Consider the following 18,395-nt stretch of genomic DNA (forward strand, 5'->3'; position numbering starts at 1 on the left):
ATGCCCGGGGCACGCATGCAGATGATCGTCGTGATGAAGTTGACCGAACCGAGGATCGTGCCGAAGCCGGAGAAGGCCAGACCCATGATCCACATATCCGCGCCGATTCCGGGGGAATGCACCGAGTCGGAGAGCGGCGCATAGGCGAACCAGCCGAAATCGGCGGCCCCTTGGGGCGTCAGGAATCCGCCGACCGCGATCAGCGAACCGAAGAGATAGAGCCAGTACGCGAGCATGTTCAGCCGGGGAAAGGCTACATCGGGCGCGCCGATCTGCAGCGGCATGAGCCAGTTCGCGAATCCGGCGAACAGCGGCGTCGCGAACATCAGCAGCATGATCGTGCCGTGCATCGTGAACGCCTGGTTGAACTGCTCGTTCGACATGATCTGGTGCCCGGGGCGGGCCAGTTCGGCGCGCATCACCAAGGCCATCAGTCCGCCGAGGCAGAAGAAGGCGAAGGCGGTGACCAGGTAGAGCGTGCCGATCGTCTTGTGGTCGGTGGTCGTCAGCCACTTCACGGGAAACTTCATGCCCGGTTGGTGTCCGGAGGCGTCGCGATCCTCACTGGCGGTGGTGACGAAGGGCCCGGCAACGGGGTGGGAAGTCTCACCGAAGAGGGTGTGAAGATCGGGCGCATGCCGGACACCAAGGGTTCATGAGCACGGACGACGCCTTCGCCGAGGCCTATCGCGCGCACTACTGGGCGGTCAGCCGCTTCGTGGCGCGGCGGCTCGACGGGCAGGCACACGAGGTCGAGGAAGTGGTGGCGGAGGTCTTCTCCATAGCCTGGAGACGCCGCGCCGAGCTTCCCGACGCGCCGCTGCCCTGGCTGTACGGGGTGGCCCGGAACTGTCTGGCCAATACGGTGCGGGGGCTGGGCCGTTACCGACGGCTGCTGCACCGGCTCGGCAACCACGAGGCGGCGCACCGTCGGCAGACCGTGGACAGTCCGGACGCCGAGCGGCCCGGCTCCTGGGTGCACGACGCGCTGGCCCGCCTCTCCGCCGCCGACCAGGAGGTGCTGCGGCTGACCGCCTGGGAAGAACTGACCATCGAGGAGCTGGCGGTGACCCTGGGATGCGGCCAGAGCGCGGCGGCCATGCGGCTGCACCGGGCGCGCGGCCGGCTCCGTACCCAGATCGAGCGGATGCGCCAGCGCGGCAGTGCCCGGCCCGACGCGCCCCCACCACGGCCCGAGGCGCCCCCCACCCCGGCGCCGCGCCCGGCCGCGCCCCGTCCCCTCACCCCCCAGCCCGTAGCGACCCGAGCGGGAGGCCGCAGCCATGACTGAGGAACTGGAGCTGCTGCGCCAGGCCGACCCCGTCTCCGCCGACGAGGGGCCCTGGCGCGACCGTCCGCTGACCGCGCGGGCACAGGCCCGTCTGGAGGCACTGACGGCCGGTGCGGCGCCCGAGGGCGCTCCGCGTCCCGTGCGCCGCCGCCGTCTGCTGATGGGCCTGGCCGCCGTGTCGACGGCCGCCGTCGCCGCCGTGGTGCTCACTTTTTCCGGCGCCGGCAGCAGCCCGGCCGTCGCCGCACCCGTCGCCCTGCCCCTGCACAGCGGTGCGCGGTCCGTGTCGCTGGACGCGCTGGCCGGCCGGGCGGAGGCCAGGGCGCGGACGGCGAGCGCCCAGGACGGCCCGCGGCGGGGCAGCCACCTGCAGAGCTGGTACATGAGCATGGAGACGGGCCCGGACGCCTCGCCCCCCGTGACCGTGCCCGAGGAGCGCATCACCAGCTGGAACGACGACGGCAGCGGCTCTGAACTGGTCGTGGCCACCGACCCGCGGCACCCGGGCCGTCCGGTGATCCACGACAACGACGGCCGGTGGCAGACCGTCAGCGACGGCAAGGTCCTGCACCGCCGGACCTATCCGGCGGGCTCGGAGGCCCGGCACAGCGGGCTGGCCGCCCGTACGAAGCCCGCGACGGACGCCGAGGCGCTGCGCGAACAGCTGTCGTGGCTGTACGGCGGGCCGGACGGCACCCGCACGACGCCGCAACTACTGTCGGCGCTGTCGTCGTTCCGCCAGGAGTGGACGCCGGGGCCGCGGGAGACCGCCGCCGTCGTCCGGATGCTGGCCGACGCGGACGGTCTGCGGCAGGCGGGCGTGGTCACCGACCGGTTGGGCCGGCGCGGCCAGGCGTATGTGTACGACGGCCCGGACGGCGCGATGAATTCCACCCGCCAGATGGTGATCCTCGATCCGCGCACCGGCGAACTGCTGGGCCTGGAGATCACCTTCACCAAGGACGAACCGGAGTTCAAGGTGACGTCGGGGGCGGTCATGTCGTACGAGGCGTGGATGCCATGACAGGACGACGGCCGGGGCGGGCACCGGGCCGGGTCCCGGCCCGGGGACACGCCCGAGTGGCGGGGCGGTCGGTCATGGCTGATCCTTGAGGGAACGCGACGATCCACCTCGGCGCGGCGGTGCAGTACGTCCCGCCGCGCCGTTCTCCTGCCCGGCCGCACCCCGCTCCGGCGCGTGGCACACGCCACAACGGGCCGATGGTTGCAGCGGAACTTCGCGATATGGATCACAGGCACAGGTGTCAGGAAGTGGTTCAAGAAAAGGCGTTTCCCCAGCAAGGAGCGGGTATACGGCCGACTGCGCGGTCATCCGCGCACTGTCCGTGATGATCCGGTCTGCCCCTATGGTCGACCTTTGCCCGTCGCCTCCTGACGGGCTTTGCCCGCCTCCCCACGGCGGGCGGTGTCATGTTGTCGTCCAAGAGAGCGCAGGCGAGCAAGCACGTGCCGACGCAGTCCCCCGTCGCACCCGGTCCCCGTCACCCCGCCGGCAGTCGAGCCGACTCCGCGTCCGGTCCCCCGCAGGACCACGCGGCGGATTCCGCGCAGCACGCGCCGGGCGAGGTGACCGTCGTCGATCCCGCCATGGTCAAGCGTGCGGTGTCGGCCGCCGCGCTCGGCAATGCGATGGAGTGGTTCGACTTCGGCGTGTACAGCTACATCGCGGTCACCCTCGGACATGTCTTCTTCCCGTCCGGGAACCCGACCGCGCAGTTGCTGTCGACGTTCGGGGCGTTCGCGGCGGCGTTCCTGGTGCGGCCCATCGGCGGCATGGTCTTCGGGCCGCTGGGTGACCGGATCGGCCGGCAGAAGATCCTCGCGATCACCATGATCATGATGGCCGCGGGCACCTTCGCCATCGGCCTGATCCCGTCCTACGCCTCCATCGGCGTCGGCGCACCGATCCTGCTGCTCGTCGCCCGCCTGGTGCAGGGCTTCTCCACCGGTGGCGAATACGGCGGCGCGTCCACCTTCATCGCCGAGTACGCGCCGGACAAGAAGCGCGGATTCCTCGGAAGCTGGCTGGAGTTCGGCACCCTGGCCGGCTACGTCGGCGGCGCCGGCCTGGTCACGCTGATGACCGCGCTGCTGTCCACCGAGGACCTCAACTCCTGGGGCTGGCGCATCCCGTTCCTGATCGCCGGACCCATGGGCATCATCGGCCTCTATCTGCGGATGCGGCTCGAAGAGACCCCGGCCTTCGCGCAGTTGGAGAAGGAAGCGCGGACGAAGGAGAAGGCGCGCCGCGAGGCCGAGAAGCGGGTCGGCCTCCGCGAGATGATCTTCGGTCAGTGGCGGGCGCTGCTGCTCTGCGTCGGGCTGGTCCTGGTCTTCAACGTCACGGACTACATGCTGCTGTCCTACATGCCGAGCTATCTGACCTCGGAGCTGAAGTACGACGAGACGCACGGGCTGCTGGTCGTGCTGGCGGTGATGGTCCTGATGATGGCCGTCCAGCCGTTCGCGGGCCGGCTCTCCGACCGCTTCGGCCGCCGGCCGGTCATCGCCACGGGCTGCCTCGGCTTCCTGCTGCTGTCCGTGCCCGCGCTGCTGCTGATCCGGCAGGGGTCGCTGGCCGCCATCGGCCTGGGCATGGGCGCGCTGGGGCTGCTGCTGGTCACCTTCACCGCGGCGATGCCGGCCACGCTGCCCGCGCTGTTCCCGACGAAGGTCCGCTACGGCTCGCTGTCGATCGGCTTCAACGTCTCCGTGTCGCTCTTCGGCGGTACGACGCCGCTGGTGGTCACCGCCCTGATCGGCGCGACCGGCAACAAGATGATGCCCGCCTACTACATGATGGCGGCGGCCGTCATCGGTGGCATCGCCGTCCTGCTGATGTCGGAGAGCGCCGGTAAGGCGCTGCCCGGCTCCCCGCCGGCCGTCGAGACCGAGGCGGAGGCCGAGGAACTCCGTCGCGCCGCCCACGGTGTGACCAAGGCCGACGCGACGGCCTGACCGGCGGACCACCCGCCCCGTATACCGCGAAGGCCCGGCCGGATGCTCCTTCCGGCCGGGCCTTCGGCGTTCGCGCGGTGGCGCCTGCACGCAGTTGTGGACGGTTGGGTGAGGAAACTCGGCTCCGTGGCCTCGCTTTTGTCCTCTTCCTATGGAGCTCTCTATAGGAAGAACCCAGAAAGGGGGACACGGAGTCGCGTTGCGTCACACACGACAATGTCTCTTGACTGTTATCTGGGAGCCGTTACACAAAGGTGTGACGCGGCCTGTGAGATATGGCGAAGGGCCCGCCCCTCCGGAGAGGAACGGGCCCACGGGGCTCCGCCGGTTACTTGCCGCCGACGCTACTACGCCATGCCGTCGTCGCCTTTGCGGGGACGCTCCGCCCACCGGACCAGGACACGGTCACACGTGTTGGCGTTCCTTCCCCTGCCCTGCGATTTGACGATCCGGACAGAGTCGATGAACAGCGCCAGGAACTCCCGCTTCTCTTGCAGATCCCACGCAGCCCACGGGGATCCCTCTCCTATCGGGTCACCGTCCACCGTCGTCCACTCTCCAGGGATCGCCACGGCCACGTCCGCCGCCTCCAGCTCGTTCAAACACTCCTGTGTCCGCTGTTCATGGGCCGTCAGTCGCTCCACGGACTCGCGGAACATCTTGGTGCCCACGGGTCCCGCGTACAGGCCCTCTTGGCGGTCCTGGTAGAGGGTCCGAAGCGACTCCCGGACGTGCTCCAGTTCCGAGCGGGCCGCCGCGTGTTCCGTTTCCCTTTCGGAGGTGTCCTGTTGAACCGACGCGGGCCCGTCGCGCCTCCATTCGCTTCGCTCCCGCTTCTCCCAAACCGGCCATCTTCGTGGGCACGCGTGACTCATTCAGCCGCTTGGACACAGCGGATGCGGTGAGTCCGTCCGCGATCCACGACGCCATGTCCCGGACTACGGGAGCTTCTACAGGGTCCGGAACGAGACGGGTCACAGTGAGTTTGCCCCGAGTCTCGCGCTCCGGCTGGAAGCCGAAGGGAGCGACGCCGGAGACATGGCTACCGGCTCGGCGAAGCGCGTCTTTCGTGGAGGTGATGTACGCAGATTTCAGGTCCGGCTCTTGTTGTGCGAGTCCGGCGATGACGGCCAGGATGCCAACACCTACCGGGGTGGAGGTGTCCAGGTGGGGCTCCTCCACCGAGACCAGGCGAACGCCGTATCGCTCCAGCTCATCGATGATCTTCATGGCTTCCAGCGCTCCCCGCCGGGTGAGCCGGGACAGGGAAAACACGATCACGGCGTCCACGTGGCCGCCACGAACGGCGGCCATCATCTCTTCGAATCCGGGGCGGTGAACGCTGGGGTCCCACCCCGATTTCCCCACGTCCTCGAAGTGACCCGCGTCGTCCCAGCCCTTGGATGCGATGAGGGACGAACAACGCTCGCGCTGAGCCACCGGTGAGGCCTGGGAGTCGTCGTCGCGACGCTTGCTCTGCCGGATGTAGGAGACTGCTCGCACATGATCGAGGTTAGGCGTGGAGCCTAACTCCCGTTTCCTGAGAGGTGCCATGTGCCTAGCGTAGTCAAGATCAATGTACTGACCGTCCCCGCCGAGCAGCGGGAGGTCCTGGAGAAGCGCTTCGCCGCGCGGGCCGGGTCCGTGGACTCCTCCGACGGCTTCGAGTGGTTCGAGCTGCTGCGCCCCGTGGAGGGCACCGACCAGTACCTCGTCTACACCCGGTGGCGGGACGAGGAGTCGTTCCAGGCGTGGATGGAGGGGCCGATGAAGGCCGCGCACCAGCAGGGTGGCGGGGCCGCCGAGGGCGGGGAGCGGCCCAAGCCCGCGGCGTCCGGTTCCACGCTGTGGTCGTTCGAGGTCGTGCAGCAGGCCGGGCCGAAGCAGGGCTGACCCCCGTCGGCGGCGTCACCGGAAATGCGTTGCGCGGCGTACCGGACCGGCCGTGACAATGGCGCCATGAGTGACGCCGCCGCCCTCCGTCTCCCCTGGGCCGTCGCTGCCGAGCCGGCCGGTTCGGCGGACGCCGAAACGCTGCTGCGCGAGTACTACACCGAGGTCGCCGACCGCTACTTCGCGCTGCACGAGAACCGCCGTGCGACGGCGGAGGAGATCGCGGAGGGCGTGGCGGAGTACCCCAGCGCCGATCTGGCGCCGCCGGGCGGGGTGCTGCTGGTGGCGCGCCACGGCGGCGACGTGGCGGGCTGTGCCGGCGTGCGGATGCTGGACGCGCACACGGCGGAGCTGAAGCAGATGTTCGTCCGGGCCGCCGCGCGCGGGCGGGGTGGCGCGGGCGCGCTGTTGTTGGCGGCGGAGGCGGCCGCGGTGCAGCTGGGCGCCGAACGGATGCGGCTCGACACCCGGCGGGATCTGGTGGAGGCCGTCACGCTCTACCGGCGGCACGGCTTCGTGGAGATCGAGCCCTACCACGACGACCCCTATGCGGAGGTCTTCTTCGAGAAGCGGCTGGCCAGGGGGTGTTGACCGGCCGGTCAACGGCCGGTTGACGCTCAAGGCGGCTTCCACGGTCCGCTGTCCTGCCCGCCGGCCCCGCTCACTTCGCCCGGTCCGGTGGCCGCGGCGTCGGTGGAGGGGTGCGGGGCAGCGGTGGCCGGGTGTCGCCGTTGTGGGGCTCCTCCGCGTCGGAGCCGCAGAGTTCCGCCGTCAGTTCGTGGACGAGTGCGGTGAGGTCGGTGGGCCGCTCCCGGGTCCACCAGTCGCCCAGCATCTCCGCGAGCGACTGCTGCCGGGCCGCCGAGAGCCGCTCCGCGTTGTCCCGCCCGCGGTCGGTGAGCAGCAGCAACAGCCCCTCGCGGCGGGCGAGTCCGCGTACCTCGATCTGCCGGACGCTCTCGGAGATCACCCCCAGCGGGACGGTGCTGCGTTCGGCGAGCAGCACCGGTTCCACCGATCCGCAGCGGTGGATGCGCAGGATCAGCCAGGCGGCGGCCGGTTTGAGGTCCAGTCCGGCCCGTGCGGCGATCTTCTCGTAGACGTGCTTGCGGCCCTCTCGGCTGCCGAGGATGGACAGGGCCCGGGCGACCTCGTCGCGGGAGGAGCGCTCGACGGGGTTGGAGGAGAGCACCTCACTGGCGTCGGGCGCGGTGACACTGCTGCGCAGCGGCTCCTCCTTGAGGAACCAGGCCAGCACGAACGCCACCAGGACGACCGGGACGGCGTAGAGGAAGACATCGGTGATCGAGACGGCGTAGGCGTCGAGGACACCGGCCCGCTGACCGGCCGGCAGCCGGGCGACGGTCCGTGGGTCCTCGGCGATCCGGGCGGGGTCGATGCCGGGCGGCAGGCGCCGGCCGGCGAGGGCGTCCGCGATCCGCGGGCCGAGGTGGCCGGCGAAGAGCGTGCCGAAGAGGGAGACGCCGAACGAGCCGCCGATGGAGCGGAAGAAGGTGGCGCCGGAGGTGGCCACGCCCAGGTCCTGGTAGGGCACCGCGTTCTGGGCGATGAGCACCAGCACCTGCATGACCAGGCCGAGTCCGAAGCCGAAGACGAAGAAACAGGCGCTCATCTCGGCGACGCCGTCGGCCGGTTCGAGCTGGTGCAACAGCAGCAGCCCGAGGGCCACGACGCCGGTGCCGGCGATCGGGAAGCCCTTGTAGTGACCGGTGCGGCTGACGATCTGACCGGAGCCGGTGGAGGCCAGCAGCATGCCGACCACCATCGGCAGCATGTGCACCCCGGACGTGGTCGGGCTGACGCCCTGGACGACCTGCAGGAACGTCGGAAGATAGGTCATCGACCCGAACATCGCGAAGCCGATGACGAAGCCGATGACGGCGGTGAGCGAGAAGGTCCGCAGCCGGAACAGCCGCAGCGGCAGCACGGGTTCGGCGGCCCGGCGCTCGATCAGGAGGAAGGCGCCCAGCAGGACGACGCCGAGCACTCCGCACCCCACGACCTGCCAGGAGGACCAGGGGTAGGTGACCCCGCCGAACGAGGTCATCAGCACGAAGCAGACGGCGACCGCGGCGATCGTCGCGGTGCCCAGGTAGTCGATCCGGTGCGGGGTGCGCCGGCGCGGGATGTGCAGCACGGTGGCGATGACGGCGAGCGCGACAATGCCGACGGGGACGTTGATGTAGAAGACCCAGCGCCAGCTGAGATGGTCCACGAACAGCCCGCCGAGCAACGGGCCGAGGACGCTCGAACCGCCGAAGACGGCGCCGAACAGGCCCTGGTACTTACCGCGTTCACGGGGCGGCACGATGTCGCCGACGATCGCCATCGACAGCACGATCAGCCCGCCGCCGCCCAGTCCCTGGAGGGCCCGGAAGGCGATCAGCTCGCCCATGTTCCGGGAGATGCCGCAGAGCACCGAGCCGATCAGGAAGAGGACGATGGCGGTCTGGAAGAGCCTCTTGCGGCCGTACTGGTCACCGAGCTTGCCCCAGAGGGGTGTCGCGGCCGTTGAGGCCAGGAGGTAGGCGGTGACGACCCAGGAGAGGTGGTTGAGGCCACCGAGGTCGCTGACGATGGTGGGCAGCGCGGTGGCGACGATGGTCTGGTCGAGCGCCGCGATGAGCAGGCCGAGCAGCAGCGCCCCGATCGCGACGAGGACCGTCCGCCGGGAGCGGTCCTCACCGGGGACGGCCGGAGCGCCGGTGCCGGTGTCCTGCGCCATGAGCGTCTCCCTCCGTTCCGGAGCGTGCCGTGGGTGGCGGGGCTGCGGGTCCCGTGTGGCGTGCGGCCTGGGTGGGCTGTGTACGGTGCGGGTCCCCGGGCGTCCCGTACGGTGCGGGTCCCCGGGCGTCCCGTACGGTCCGTTCGGGCCGTTCGTTGGCCGCGCTCGCCGTCCGCCCTGTCGCGTTCGTGCCGGCTGTGCTGCCGCTGTGTTCCGGTTGCACCCCTCCTTCAGGCTTCTTCCATCCTGGGCGGTTCCGCCGGATACGGCCCGCCGGACAACGCCCGGAAGCGGGCGTCTCCGAGGGACACCCGGGGCATGCCGGGCGGATGTGTCGGAGCGCCTGCGCGGACCGTGCGGCGTCTGGATAATCGCTGCCGGTTCGATGCCTCCAGGGAGGGGAACACCCGTGACGGCACAGACCTGTCCGCACTGCCGCGCGCCCGCACGCGGCGGCGGCCGGCCCACCTGCCTGTGTGCGGCGGCCGAGGCGGACGACTTTGATCCGCTGCGCATTCGGCCGTACGTGTCACTGCCCGACGCGCACGACGGGAAGGCGGGCAGCCAGCACGGGGACGACGTCGGGGGCGAGCCGGACGGTACCGGCTTCGGCCGGGGCGACCCGCTGGCGGACTTACCCGGGGTGGACGCGGCAGTGCACCACGGCATCGCCACCCCCGACGCCGCCCGCCCCACCGGCGGCGCCTCCGCCCGCGCACCGGGCGGCGCCGCCACCCCCACCGCGTCCCGCTCCCCGTCGCCGGACGCGACGGCCTCCGAGTCCCCCGTGCGGCCCCATCGGCCCACGCCCCCGCGGCCCCCCGCACCCACCCGGGCGGCCGGCAGCGTCTCGGACTCCCCCGCGACCCATGGCCCCAGTGCCCCGCCCACGGGGCCGATCGTGCTGCGCGAGGGGGCCGGCGGCCCGGAGGTCGTGGAGCTACAGGAGCGGCTGGGGCAGCTGGCGGCGTACCCCGGCCCGGATGACGGCCGTTATGACGCGGACGTACGGGACGCCGTGTCGCGCTACCAGCGGGCCTATGGGGTGGCGGGCGATGCCGACGGCGTCTACGGGGCGCCGACCCGGGTGTCCCTGGAGGCCCGGACCGATGAGCCGTAGCAGGGGCCCACAGGGCTCTGACCTGCCTGGTTGTCGACAGCCGCCGCGTTTTGTATCGTGAAGGAACAAAGTGGTTCCGCCCGCACTCCCTGACCGGCGGGCGGAGCCGCTCTGTTCTTTCCGTACGTGTGCGCTCCGCACCGTCCGCCTGTTCGTAGCGCCCAGGAGCCCGCCGATGACGGCCACCACCACGCTCACCGCCCGCGCCCTGCTGCTGGACATGGACAGCACGCTCGTGAACTCCGAGGCCGTCGTCGAGCGCTGCTGGCGCGGCTGGGCGGCCGAGCAGGGGCTGGACGGCGACGAGATCCTCCGGGTCGTGCACGGCCGGCAGGGCTGGGCCACCATGGCCGCACTGCTCCCGGACCGCCCCATGGAGCTCAACCTCGCGGACAACCGCCGGATGCTGGCGCAGGAGACCGCCGATATGGACGGTGTGGTGCCGGTCCCCGGCGCACCCGACTTCATGGCCTCCCTCGCCGCGCTCCCGCACGCCCTGGTGACCTCCGCGGACGTCCCGCTCGCCGACGCCCGGATGGGCGCCGCCGGGCTGCCGATGCCGGCCGTGCGGATCACGGCGGAGAGCGTGAGCGCCAGCAAGCCCGATCCGGAGGGCTTCCTCAAGGGCGCCGCCGAGCTGGGCTTCGCCCCGGAGGACTGCCTGGTCTTCGAGGACTCCGAGGCGGGCATCGAGGCGGGCCGGGCGGCCGGGATGCGAGTGGTCGGCGTCGGCGGCCGAGCGGCGGCCTTCGCCCCCACCGTGCAGGTCCCCGACCTCACCCGCGTCCGCGTCGAGGCGCTCACGGACGGTGGGATCGCGGTCCGCATCGAGGGCTGAGCGCCCGTACACGCCGGAGAGCCGGCGCCGAGCCACACCGAGGGCTGAGCGTCCGTACACGCCGGAGAGCCGGCGCCGAGCCACGCCGAGGGCTGAGCGCCGGCGCGGGCCAAAACCTCTCCTCCTCTACCCGGGAAAAACCCTTACCCGAGGGCACGGGGGGCGAAGCAAACCCTTGCCCAGAGGTGCGAGCGGCAGGAAAAGCCCCCACAGCGGAGCCCCACCACGGGCCCCACCAAGGAGAACCCACTCACCGCAGGGATCCCACCAGCCGCAGGAAGCCCCTACCCCCCAACCGCCTCATACAGGCTGAAGCCCGCCAGCACCAGCATCACGCCCGCCGCGATCTTGGTGATGAGCTTGAGGGGCACGTACTTCATCAGCGTGCGGCCGCCCAGGATGCCCAGGCCCGCCACCGCCCACAGGGCCAGGACGGCACCGACGCCGACCGAGAGCGGGTCGTCGTAACGGGCCGCGAGGTTGGCGGTCATGATCTGGGTCAGATCGCCGAACTCGGCGACCAGGATCATCATGAAGCCCGCCCCGGAAACCTTCCAGAAGCTCTGGTCGGCGGGCTTCTTCACCTCTTCCTCGTCATCGTCCTTCCGGAACAGCAGCACGGCGGCGCCCGCCAGGAAGAGCACGCCGACCACGCCCTGCACCCAGCGGTGCGGGAGCAGGGTCAGCACGCTGCCCGCCGCGAGGGCGAGGGCGACATGCACCAGGAAGGCGGCGGCGACTCCGGCGAACACATAGGAGGCGCGGTAGCGGGTGCCGAGCATCAGCCCGGCGAGCGCGGTCTTGTCGGGCAGTTCGGCAAGGAAGACGACGCCGAAGACGACGGCGGCGATGGTGAAGCTGAACACGGGGTGGGATACCTCGATCGGTCGGGCCGCACCAAAGGGCCCGGGAAAGGGGTCGCTTCGGCACGGCAGCGTCAAACACTGCGGCCGAAGGTCTCGCTGCGCGGTACGTCTCCGTATCGCGCTCCGGGCGCCGGCTCGCCCATCCCATCTGCACGCGCGAAGCGCGTTCCACCAGGGGCGGTGGGCGGGCGACGGGTGGGAAAGCAGTATGTCGACGGTCCGGCAGAGAGCTACTCCCCTTCTGCTGCGGTCAAGGGTACGCGGTGCAGCCTTCCGCGCGCGACCAGCTCCAGCACCCCCGCACAGGCCGTCGCCTGCACCGCCAGCAGCGCCACCAGCACGAACAGCTGCACCGCCCCGGCCTGTACGGGCGAGGCCCCGCCCAGCAGCATGCCGACGAACGCCCCGGGGAGTGTGACCAACCCCACCGTCCGGGTCTGGTCGAGCCCCGGCAGCAGGGCGTCCGACGCGGCGGGGCGGGCGACCTCCATCCGTGCGTCGCGGTCGGGCAGCCCCAGCGCGAGACCCGCCTCGAACTCGCCGCGCCGGCTCTCCAGCTCGTCCAGCGCCCGCCGCCCGCCCAGGACGGTGGCGGTCAGCGCGCCGCCGATCAGGATGCCGGTGACCGGGATCAGGGTGAGTCCGCGCGGCGGCACCAGGCCGGTGAGCAGCAGCAGACCGACAACCGGGCCGACCCCGGCGGCGATCGGCACGGCGGCCCACCACCAGCTGCGGTTCCGGGTGATCCGGCGCCCGGCGGTCCGTGCCGCCACCGCGAACATCAGCAGGAGGAACGCCACCAGCCGGGGCAGGGCGTGCACCACCCAGCCGATGAGGTAGGAGACGGCGGCGAGTTGGGCGGCGGCGCGCAGTCCGGCGACCGCGATGGCCCGGGAGTGGCCGAGGCGGGCCAGTGCGGCGACGGCCACGGCGGCGATCAGCAGGACGGCGAGGACGATCCCGAGAGTGGCGTTGACCGGCAGCAGCACGCGCTCACTGTAGGGGTGCCGAAGGGCGCGCGGACGCCGGAGCGGCACAACCGGAGCGCCGTTGTGCATTTATGGCGCCCCGTCAGCCCTTGAAGTGACGTGGGCATGTCGTCACTCTGTTACTTGGTGCCCATCTCATGGAAACCCCACAGCGTCACCATGAGGCACGCACCGCACGTCAACTTCCCCCCACATAACGGGAGTTTCGATGAAAAAGGTCTACGCGCGTCGAGTGTCCCTCGCCGCGGGTTCGGCCGCGGCCCTGGTCTGCACACTGGCACTCAGCGGCCAGTCCGCCCAGGCGGCACCGCCCAGCCCGCCGGACGCCGCCACCGCACGGAAGTACCTCGCCGAGATCAAGGAACAGCCTGAGGGCCCGCAGGACGGCTACAGCCGCGACAAGTTCCCGCACTGGATCGACCAGGGCAAGAACTGCAACACCCGCGAAGTGGTGCTCAAGCGGGACGGCACGAACGTCCAGCAGGACGGCAGCTGCAAGACGACCAGCGGCAAGTGGGTCTCGGCCTACGACGACGCGACCTGGACCGACCCGGCCGACCTGGACATCGACCATGTCGTACCGCTGTCCGAGGCCTGGAAGTCGGGCGCCGCGCAGTGGACCACCGAGCGCCGCAAGGACCTGGCCAACGACCTCACCCACTCCCAGCTGATCGCCGTCACCGACAACCTCAACCAGGAGAAGGGCGACCAGGACCCGGCGAAGTGGCTGCCGCCGAAGGCCTCGTACCACTGCGAGTACGCCCGGATGTGGGTGTCGGTGAAGCATGAGTACGACATGACCGCGGACTCCGCCGAGAAGGCCGCGCTGAAGAAGATTCTGGACGGCTGCTGAGCCCCGCTCCCCGGGACCACCGGTCCCCCGCGCCCGTCGGCCGGAACCTCACCGTCCGGCGGGCGCGCCGCCACCCCGGCCCCCGCCGCGCCCGGTGTGCTCCTATCCTCTGACCACGACGAGGGGAGGCACCCGATGGCCGGACTGCGTTTGGGACCGCTGCTGCGGTATGTCGACGCGGACAGCGCGACCGTGTGGGTGGAGACCGACCGGCCGTGCGTGGTGCGCATCCGCTGCGACGACGGGGCATCCGGCGCGGAACACACCTGGCAGGTCGCCGGGCACCACTACGCGTTGGTCCCGGTGACCGGCCTGAAGCCCGGCGGCGAGACGCCCTACCGGGTGCTGCTCGACGATCAGCCGGTCTGGCCGCCGCCAGACAGCCGCTTCCCCGTGAGCACGATCCGTACGCTCCCCGCCTGCGCGCAGGAGCCGCTGCAGTTCGCCTTCGGCTCCTGCCGCTGGTCCGCGACGCCCTCGAACGCGGGGCACGACCCGGTCGGCCCGGACGCCCTGGACGCCCTCGCTGCCGCGCTGGCCGCCGGAGCCGGAGGACGGCGGCGCCCCGACGTACTGCTCCTGCTGGGTGACCAGGTCTACGCCGACCAGACCTCGGAGGCGACCGCGCGGACGCTGGCCGCCCGCCGCGATCTCACCGAGCCGCCGTGGAAGCAGGTCGCCGACTACGAGGAATACACCTACCTCTACTACGAGTCCTGGCTCGACCCGGAGGTCCGCTGGCTGCTGTCCACGGTCCCCAGCTGCATGATCTTCGACGATCACGATGTGATCGACGACTGGAACACCTCGTCGTCCTGGCTGGCCGAGATGCGCGCGACCCCGTGGTGGCGCGAGCGGATACTCGGCGGGCTGATGTCGTACTGGGTGCACCAGCACCTGGGCAATCTCTCCCCCGCGGAGCTGGCCGCCGACGAGCTGTACGCCCGGGTGCGGTCGGTGCCCGACGCCACGGACCTGGTGCGGGAGTTCGCGGACGGTGCGGACGCCGATCCGGCGCGGGCGCGCTGGAGCTACCGCCGCGACTTCGGCCGGGTGCGGCTGGTCATGATCGACACCCGGGCCACCCGCGTCCTGGACGAGGGCAACCGCGCGATGCTCGACAAGACGGAGGGCGAATGGCTGCGGCAGGCCGTATTGGACGGGCGCGACGGCTACGACCATCTACTGCTCGGCAGTTCGCTGCCCTGGCTGCTGCCGCATCTCATCCACGCCGGGGAGGGCTGGAACGCCGCGCTGTGCGCCGGTGAGCGGGGGCCGCGCTGGGCCCGCCGCAGCGAGCGCCTGCGCCAGCGCGCCGACCTGGAGCACTGGGCGGCCTTCCCCGGCTCGTTCACCGCGCTCACCGAGCTGATCGCGGAGGCCGGCTCCGGTGACCGGGCCCCGGCGACGGTCTGTGTGCTGTCCGGGGACGTGCACCATGCGTATGTCGCGGAGCCGCACTGGCGCGGCGCGGGTCCGCACCCCGCGAGCCGGGTCCTCCAGCTGACCTGCTCGCCCGTCCACAACAGCATTCCGGGCTCGCTGCAGGCCGGTTTCCGCTTCGGCTGGAGCCGCCCCGGCCGCTGGCTGGGCAAGCTGCTGGCCCGGCACGGGCGGCTGCCCCGGTCAGCCGTGAAGTGGCGGCGCACGGGCGGTCCCTGGTTCGGCAATCAGCTGATGACGCTGACGCTGGCGGGCCGTGCGGCGCGGCTGGCCCTGGACCAGACCCGCCGGGAGAAGCACGGCGGCGTCCGGCTCGTCACGGTCTGGCGGGCCGCGCTGACCGAGGCACGGGTCGGCGGGGAAACCGGTGGTGCGGGCGAGGCGGCAGCGGGGACCGGGCGGCCCGGGGCCGGCTGAGACGGACGGTCCGCAGGACGCGGGCGGCGCGGAGGGGACGGGCGGTCCGGCGTCCGTGCACCTCCGGCCGGGCACCGGAGGTGGAGCGCTCCACCTGCGATCTCCACCATATTTTTTCTTCAGCAGCCGCTCCGCGACCGGTTCGGGCGGTGATGATGGGGCGCACGTTTGCCCGTCGCCCGCCTTCCCGGGCGGCCGCGCCCCCGCGGGCCGGCCGTCCGCCGCCCCAGGAGAGCCCGCTTTGGCCGCCGACCACCTCGCCGATCACCGCCCCCGGCCCGCCCTCGCAGTCATCGGCGCCGGGCCGCGCGGGACGAGCGTGCTGGAACGGATCTGCGCCTCGGCCGCCGAACTCGTCCCGGGCGCCCGGCTGACCGTCCATGTCATCGATCCCGCCCCGCCCGGCGCCGGCCAGGTATGGCGCACCGCCCAGCCACCCGAGCTGCTGATGAACACCGTGGCCTCGCAGGTCACCCTGTTCACCGACGACAGCGTCGAGTGCGCCGGCCCGATCCGCCCCGGGCCGAGCCTGTACGCCTGGGAGGGCTGCGAGGTCGGGCCGGACGACTATCCGGGGCGCGCGCTGTACGGGCGCTATCTGGAGTGGTTCTTCCGCCACACGGTGCGCACCGCGCCCGCCGAGGTGACGGTCGTGACGCACCCGGCCCGCGCGGTGCGGCTGGCCGAGGCCCCCGACGGCTCGCAGTCCGTCATTCTCGACGACGGCCGGACGCTGCACGGGCTGGGCGCTGTGGTCCTCGCCCAGGGGCATCTGCCGGCCGTGGCGGACCCGGAGCAGCGGCGCCTGGCCGACTACGCCGCCGGGCACGGGCTGCGCTATCTGCCGCCCGCCAACCCCGCCGACCTCTCCGCCTCCCTGGAGGCGCTGCCGCCGGGCCGCCCGGTACTGCTGCGCGGTCTCGGCCTCAACTTCTTCGACCACATGGCGCTGTTGACGACGGCCCGGGGCGGCCGGTTCGTCCGGGGCTCCGACGGGGCGCTGACGTATCTGCCGTCGGGCCGCGAGCCCCGGCTGTACGCGGGCTCCCGGCGCGGCATTCCGTACCACGCGCGCGGCGACAACGCGAAGGGCGCGCACGGCCGTCATCTGCCGCTGGTGCTCACCCCGGACGTGATAGCGGCCTTCCGCAAGCGCGCGGACTGCGGTGAACTGCCCGACTTCCTGACGGAGGTCTGGCCCCTGGTGGCCAAGGAAGTGGAAGCCGTCTACTACGAGGCGCTGCTGGCGCGGCGGGAGGCGGGCGGCGCGCCGGACCCCCTGGTGCGGGAGCGTTTCCGGCAGCGCTTCCTGGGCAGCGCGCACCGCGGCCCCAAAGAGGCCGCCGCCCTGGACGCGTTCGGGATCGCGCCTGCCGAGCGCTGGGACTGGGAGCGGGTCTCCCGGCCGCACGGGGAGCGGTCGTTCGCCGACCGCTCCGCCTTCCGGGAGTGGCTGCTGGACCATCTGCGGGCGGATGTCGCGCACGCCCGCCAGGACAATGTGTCCGGCCCGGTCAAGGCGGCCCTGGACGTGCTGCGGGATCTGCGCAACGAGCTGCGGCAGATCGTCGACCACGGCGGGCTGGCCGGTGCGTCCCGCCGCGACCACCTGGACCGCTGGTACACCCCGCTCAATGCCTTTCTGTCCATCGGGCCGCCACGGCGCCGGATCGAGGAGATGGCCGCGCTGATCGAGGCCGGGGTGCTGGAGGTGGTCGGCCCCCGGATGACGGTCCGGCCCGGCTCCGCCGACGGCCGCGCGCCCGGTTTCACGGCGCATTCGCCGGACGTGCCGGGCTCGGTGGTGACGGCCGCGGCCCTGATAGAGGCGCGGCTGCCGGAACCGGATGTCCGGCGCACCGCGGATCCGCTGCTGGCCCGGCTGCTGGCCGAGGGCGGCGGCCGGCCGCACACCGTGGACGGCTACGAAACGGGCGGACTCGATGTGTCGCCGAGCCCGTACCGCCTGATCGAGGCCGACGGCCGGCACCATCCGCGGCGTTTCGCCGTGGGGGTGCCGACGGAGGGGGTGCACTGGGTGACGGCGGCCGGGGCGCGTCCCGGGGTGGGATCGGTCACCCTGTCCGATACGGACGCGGTGGCGCGGGCGGCGCTGCGAGCGGCGGCCGCGGCGCCTGACACGGGCCGGCGCGGAGGCGTGCGGGCGGGCGTGGCCTCGGCGAGTGCGTGACTCCGGCGGCGGGTGTGGTTTCGGCGACAGGTGAACCGCTTCCGGCCAAAGAACCCTCATGGCCAGAGGTTGAACTTGCAAGTACTGATTAGGTTTCCCTAACCTTTGCCCTTCGGCGGTTACCTCGTCCCCAGAAACCGTAGGAGTCCCCACATGTCCGCATCCCTCAGCGCGTTCCTCCAGAGAAGCACCCCCCACGCGCTCGCGCTCTTCCGCATCGTCATCGGCCTGCTCTTCGCCTGCCACGGCGCGGCCTCGCTCTTCGGCGTCCTCGGCGGCGCCATGGGGCAGGGCGGCACCGTGCCCGCCGGCAGCTGGCCGGGCTGGTACGCCGCGGTGATCCAGCTTGCGGGCGGCGTCCTGGTGATGTTCGGCCTGGGCACCCGCGCCGCCGCGTTCATCAGCTCCGGCTCGATGGCGTACGCGTACTTCTCCACCCACCAGGGCACGGCGCTGTGGCCGATCCAGAACGGCGGCGAGGCCTCCGCGATGTACTGCTGGGCCTTCCTGCTGCTCGTCTTCACCGGGCCCGGCTCGTGGGCACTCGACCGGATCTTCTTCGGCGAGCGCGACCAGGAGGCGGCCCCGGCCGCCCGGCGCGAGCCCTCCGTCGTCTGACGCACCGAACTCCCGACGGAACCCCGGGACCTCCCGGCCCCGCCCTTCACGGCCCGTACGGCCACTCCGCCGTACGGGCCGTGCCGCGTTTCCGGACGCGACGGACACGCCGGGCGGCGCACAGGACACACTCTTCCCGGCACGCAGCTCA

The 18,395-nt window shown here is 71.8% G+C and carries 17 protein-coding genes; 11 read left to right on the plus strand and 6 right to left on the minus strand.

The genetic code is table 11. The annotated features are described in order from the left end of the window. A partial coding sequence (locus tag ACFW5B_RS28550; RefSeq protein WP_386445557.1) for a cbb3-type cytochrome c oxidase subunit I occupies positions 1 to 530 on the minus strand: 530 nt, incomplete at its 3' end. 125 nt (positions 531 to 655) lie between these two features. Between ACFW5B_RS28550 and ACFW5B_RS28555 the strand changes: the two genes are divergently transcribed. The 3 genes from ACFW5B_RS28555 to proP all read left to right on the plus strand — a co-directional run bounded on the left by ACFW5B_RS28555 (position 656) and on the right by proP (position 4,270). Beyond that, entirely contained in the window at positions 656 to 1,291 is a 636-nt protein-coding gene (locus ACFW5B_RS28555) for an RNA polymerase sigma factor (RefSeq protein WP_386445560.1), read from the plus strand. Next, a complete protein-coding gene (locus tag ACFW5B_RS28560; RefSeq protein ID WP_386445562.1) occupies positions 1,284 to 2,315 on the plus strand; it encodes a CU044_5270 family protein in 1,032 nt (343 codons plus the stop codon). Before ACFW5B_RS28555 ends, ACFW5B_RS28560 begins: the two co-directional genes overlap by 8 nt. A 443-nt stretch (positions 2,316 to 2,758) precedes the next feature. After that, positions 2,759 to 4,270 carry a glycine betaine/L-proline transporter ProP gene (gene proP, locus ACFW5B_RS28565; RefSeq protein ID WP_386445565.1) on the plus strand — a complete coding sequence of 504 codons (1,512 nt, stop codon included), beginning with the start codon at positions 2,759 to 2,761 and terminating at the stop codon, positions 4,268 to 4,270. A 347-nt stretch (positions 4,271 to 4,617) separates the two neighbouring features. On the opposite strand, the gene ACFW5B_RS28570 is transcribed toward proP, so the two are convergent. Together ACFW5B_RS28570 and ACFW5B_RS28575 are read right to left on the minus strand one after the other, a co-directional pair. Then, complete coding sequence (locus ACFW5B_RS28570) at positions 4,618 to 4,941, minus strand: hypothetical protein (RefSeq protein WP_386445569.1); 324 nt, start codon at positions 4,939 to 4,941, stop codon at positions 4,618 to 4,620. Further along, entirely contained in the window at positions 4,892 to 5,824 is a 933-nt protein-coding gene (locus ACFW5B_RS28575; RefSeq protein WP_386445572.1) for a recombinase family protein, read from the minus strand. The genes ACFW5B_RS28570 and ACFW5B_RS28575 overlap by 50 nt, the downstream gene beginning before the upstream one ends. Here ACFW5B_RS28575 and ACFW5B_RS28580 point away from each other — a divergent pair, their 5' ends adjacent. Both ACFW5B_RS28580 and ACFW5B_RS28585 read left to right on the plus strand, forming a co-directional pair. Beyond that, positions 5,825 to 6,163: an antibiotic biosynthesis monooxygenase family protein gene (locus tag ACFW5B_RS28580; RefSeq protein WP_386445575.1), complete on the plus strand. Its 339-nt coding sequence runs from the start codon at positions 5,825 to 5,827 to the stop codon at positions 6,161 to 6,163. It begins immediately after the preceding gene. A 66-nt stretch (positions 6,164 to 6,229) separates the two neighbouring features. After that, positions 6,230 to 6,754: a GNAT family N-acetyltransferase gene (locus ACFW5B_RS28585; RefSeq protein WP_386445578.1), complete on the plus strand. Its 525-nt coding sequence runs from the start codon at positions 6,230 to 6,232 to the stop codon at positions 6,752 to 6,754. 70 nt (positions 6,755 to 6,824) lie between these two features. On the opposite strand, the gene ACFW5B_RS28590 is transcribed toward ACFW5B_RS28585, so the two are convergent. Beyond that, on the minus strand, positions 6,825 to 8,909 hold the full coding sequence (locus tag ACFW5B_RS28590) for a DHA2 family efflux MFS transporter permease subunit (RefSeq protein ID WP_386445581.1): 2,085 nt from the start codon (positions 8,907 to 8,909) through the stop codon (positions 6,825 to 6,827). Between the two features lie 409 nt (positions 8,910 to 9,318). On the opposite strand from ACFW5B_RS28590, the gene ACFW5B_RS28595 reads away from it, so the two are divergent. Continuing rightward, positions 9,319 to 10,029 (plus strand): peptidoglycan-binding protein, encoded by a 711-nt coding sequence (locus tag ACFW5B_RS28595; RefSeq protein ID WP_386445583.1) that lies wholly within the window; start codon positions 9,319 to 9,321, stop codon positions 10,027 to 10,029. 175 nt (positions 10,030 to 10,204) lie between these two features. After that, positions 10,205 to 10,867: an HAD-IA family hydrolase gene (locus ACFW5B_RS28600; RefSeq protein ID WP_386445586.1), complete on the plus strand. Its 663-nt coding sequence runs from the start codon at positions 10,205 to 10,207 to the stop codon at positions 10,865 to 10,867. Between the two features lie 284 nt (positions 10,868 to 11,151). Here the strand turns inward: ACFW5B_RS28600 and ACFW5B_RS28605 are convergent, their stop codons facing one another. Then, entirely contained in the window at positions 11,152 to 11,733 is a 582-nt protein-coding gene (locus tag ACFW5B_RS28605; protein ID WP_386445589.1) for a TMEM165/GDT1 family protein, read from the minus strand. 230 nt (positions 11,734 to 11,963) lie between these two features. Continuing rightward, positions 11,964 to 12,722, minus strand: a complete 759-nt coding sequence (locus tag ACFW5B_RS28610) for an ABC transporter permease (RefSeq protein WP_386445592.1) — start codon at positions 12,720 to 12,722, stop codon at positions 11,964 to 11,966. A gap of 208 nt (positions 12,723 to 12,930) precedes the next feature. On the opposite strand from ACFW5B_RS28610, the gene ACFW5B_RS28615 reads away from it, so the two are divergent. The 4 genes from ACFW5B_RS28615 (at position 12,931) to ACFW5B_RS28630 (ending at position 18,244) form a co-directional block, all read left to right on the plus strand. Further along, the gene (locus ACFW5B_RS28615; RefSeq protein ID WP_386445594.1) at positions 12,931 to 13,575 is read left to right on the plus strand and encodes an HNH endonuclease family protein; all 645 of its coding nucleotides are present in this window, start codon (positions 12,931 to 12,933) and stop codon (positions 13,573 to 13,575) included. A 135-nt stretch (positions 13,576 to 13,710) separates the two neighbouring features. After that, the gene (locus ACFW5B_RS28620) at positions 13,711 to 15,435 is read left to right on the plus strand and encodes an alkaline phosphatase D family protein (protein WP_386445596.1); all 1,725 of its coding nucleotides are present in this window, start codon (positions 13,711 to 13,713) and stop codon (positions 15,433 to 15,435) included. Between the two features lie 241 nt (positions 15,436 to 15,676). Further along, positions 15,677 to 17,626 carry an FAD/NAD(P)-binding protein gene (locus ACFW5B_RS28625; RefSeq protein ID WP_386445599.1) on the plus strand — a complete coding sequence of 650 codons (1,950 nt, stop codon included), beginning with the start codon at positions 15,677 to 15,679 and terminating at the stop codon, positions 17,624 to 17,626. A 153-nt stretch (positions 17,627 to 17,779) separates the two neighbouring features. Continuing rightward, positions 17,780 to 18,244: a DoxX family protein gene (locus tag ACFW5B_RS28630; RefSeq protein ID WP_386445602.1), complete on the plus strand. Its 465-nt coding sequence runs from the start codon at positions 17,780 to 17,782 to the stop codon at positions 18,242 to 18,244. Positions 18,245 to 18,395 lie beyond the last annotated feature (151 nt).

This window comes from Streptomyces sp. NPDC058773 (assembly GCF_042746015.1).
Classification (GTDB): Bacteria; Actinomycetota; Actinomycetes; order Streptomycetales; family Streptomycetaceae; genus Streptomyces.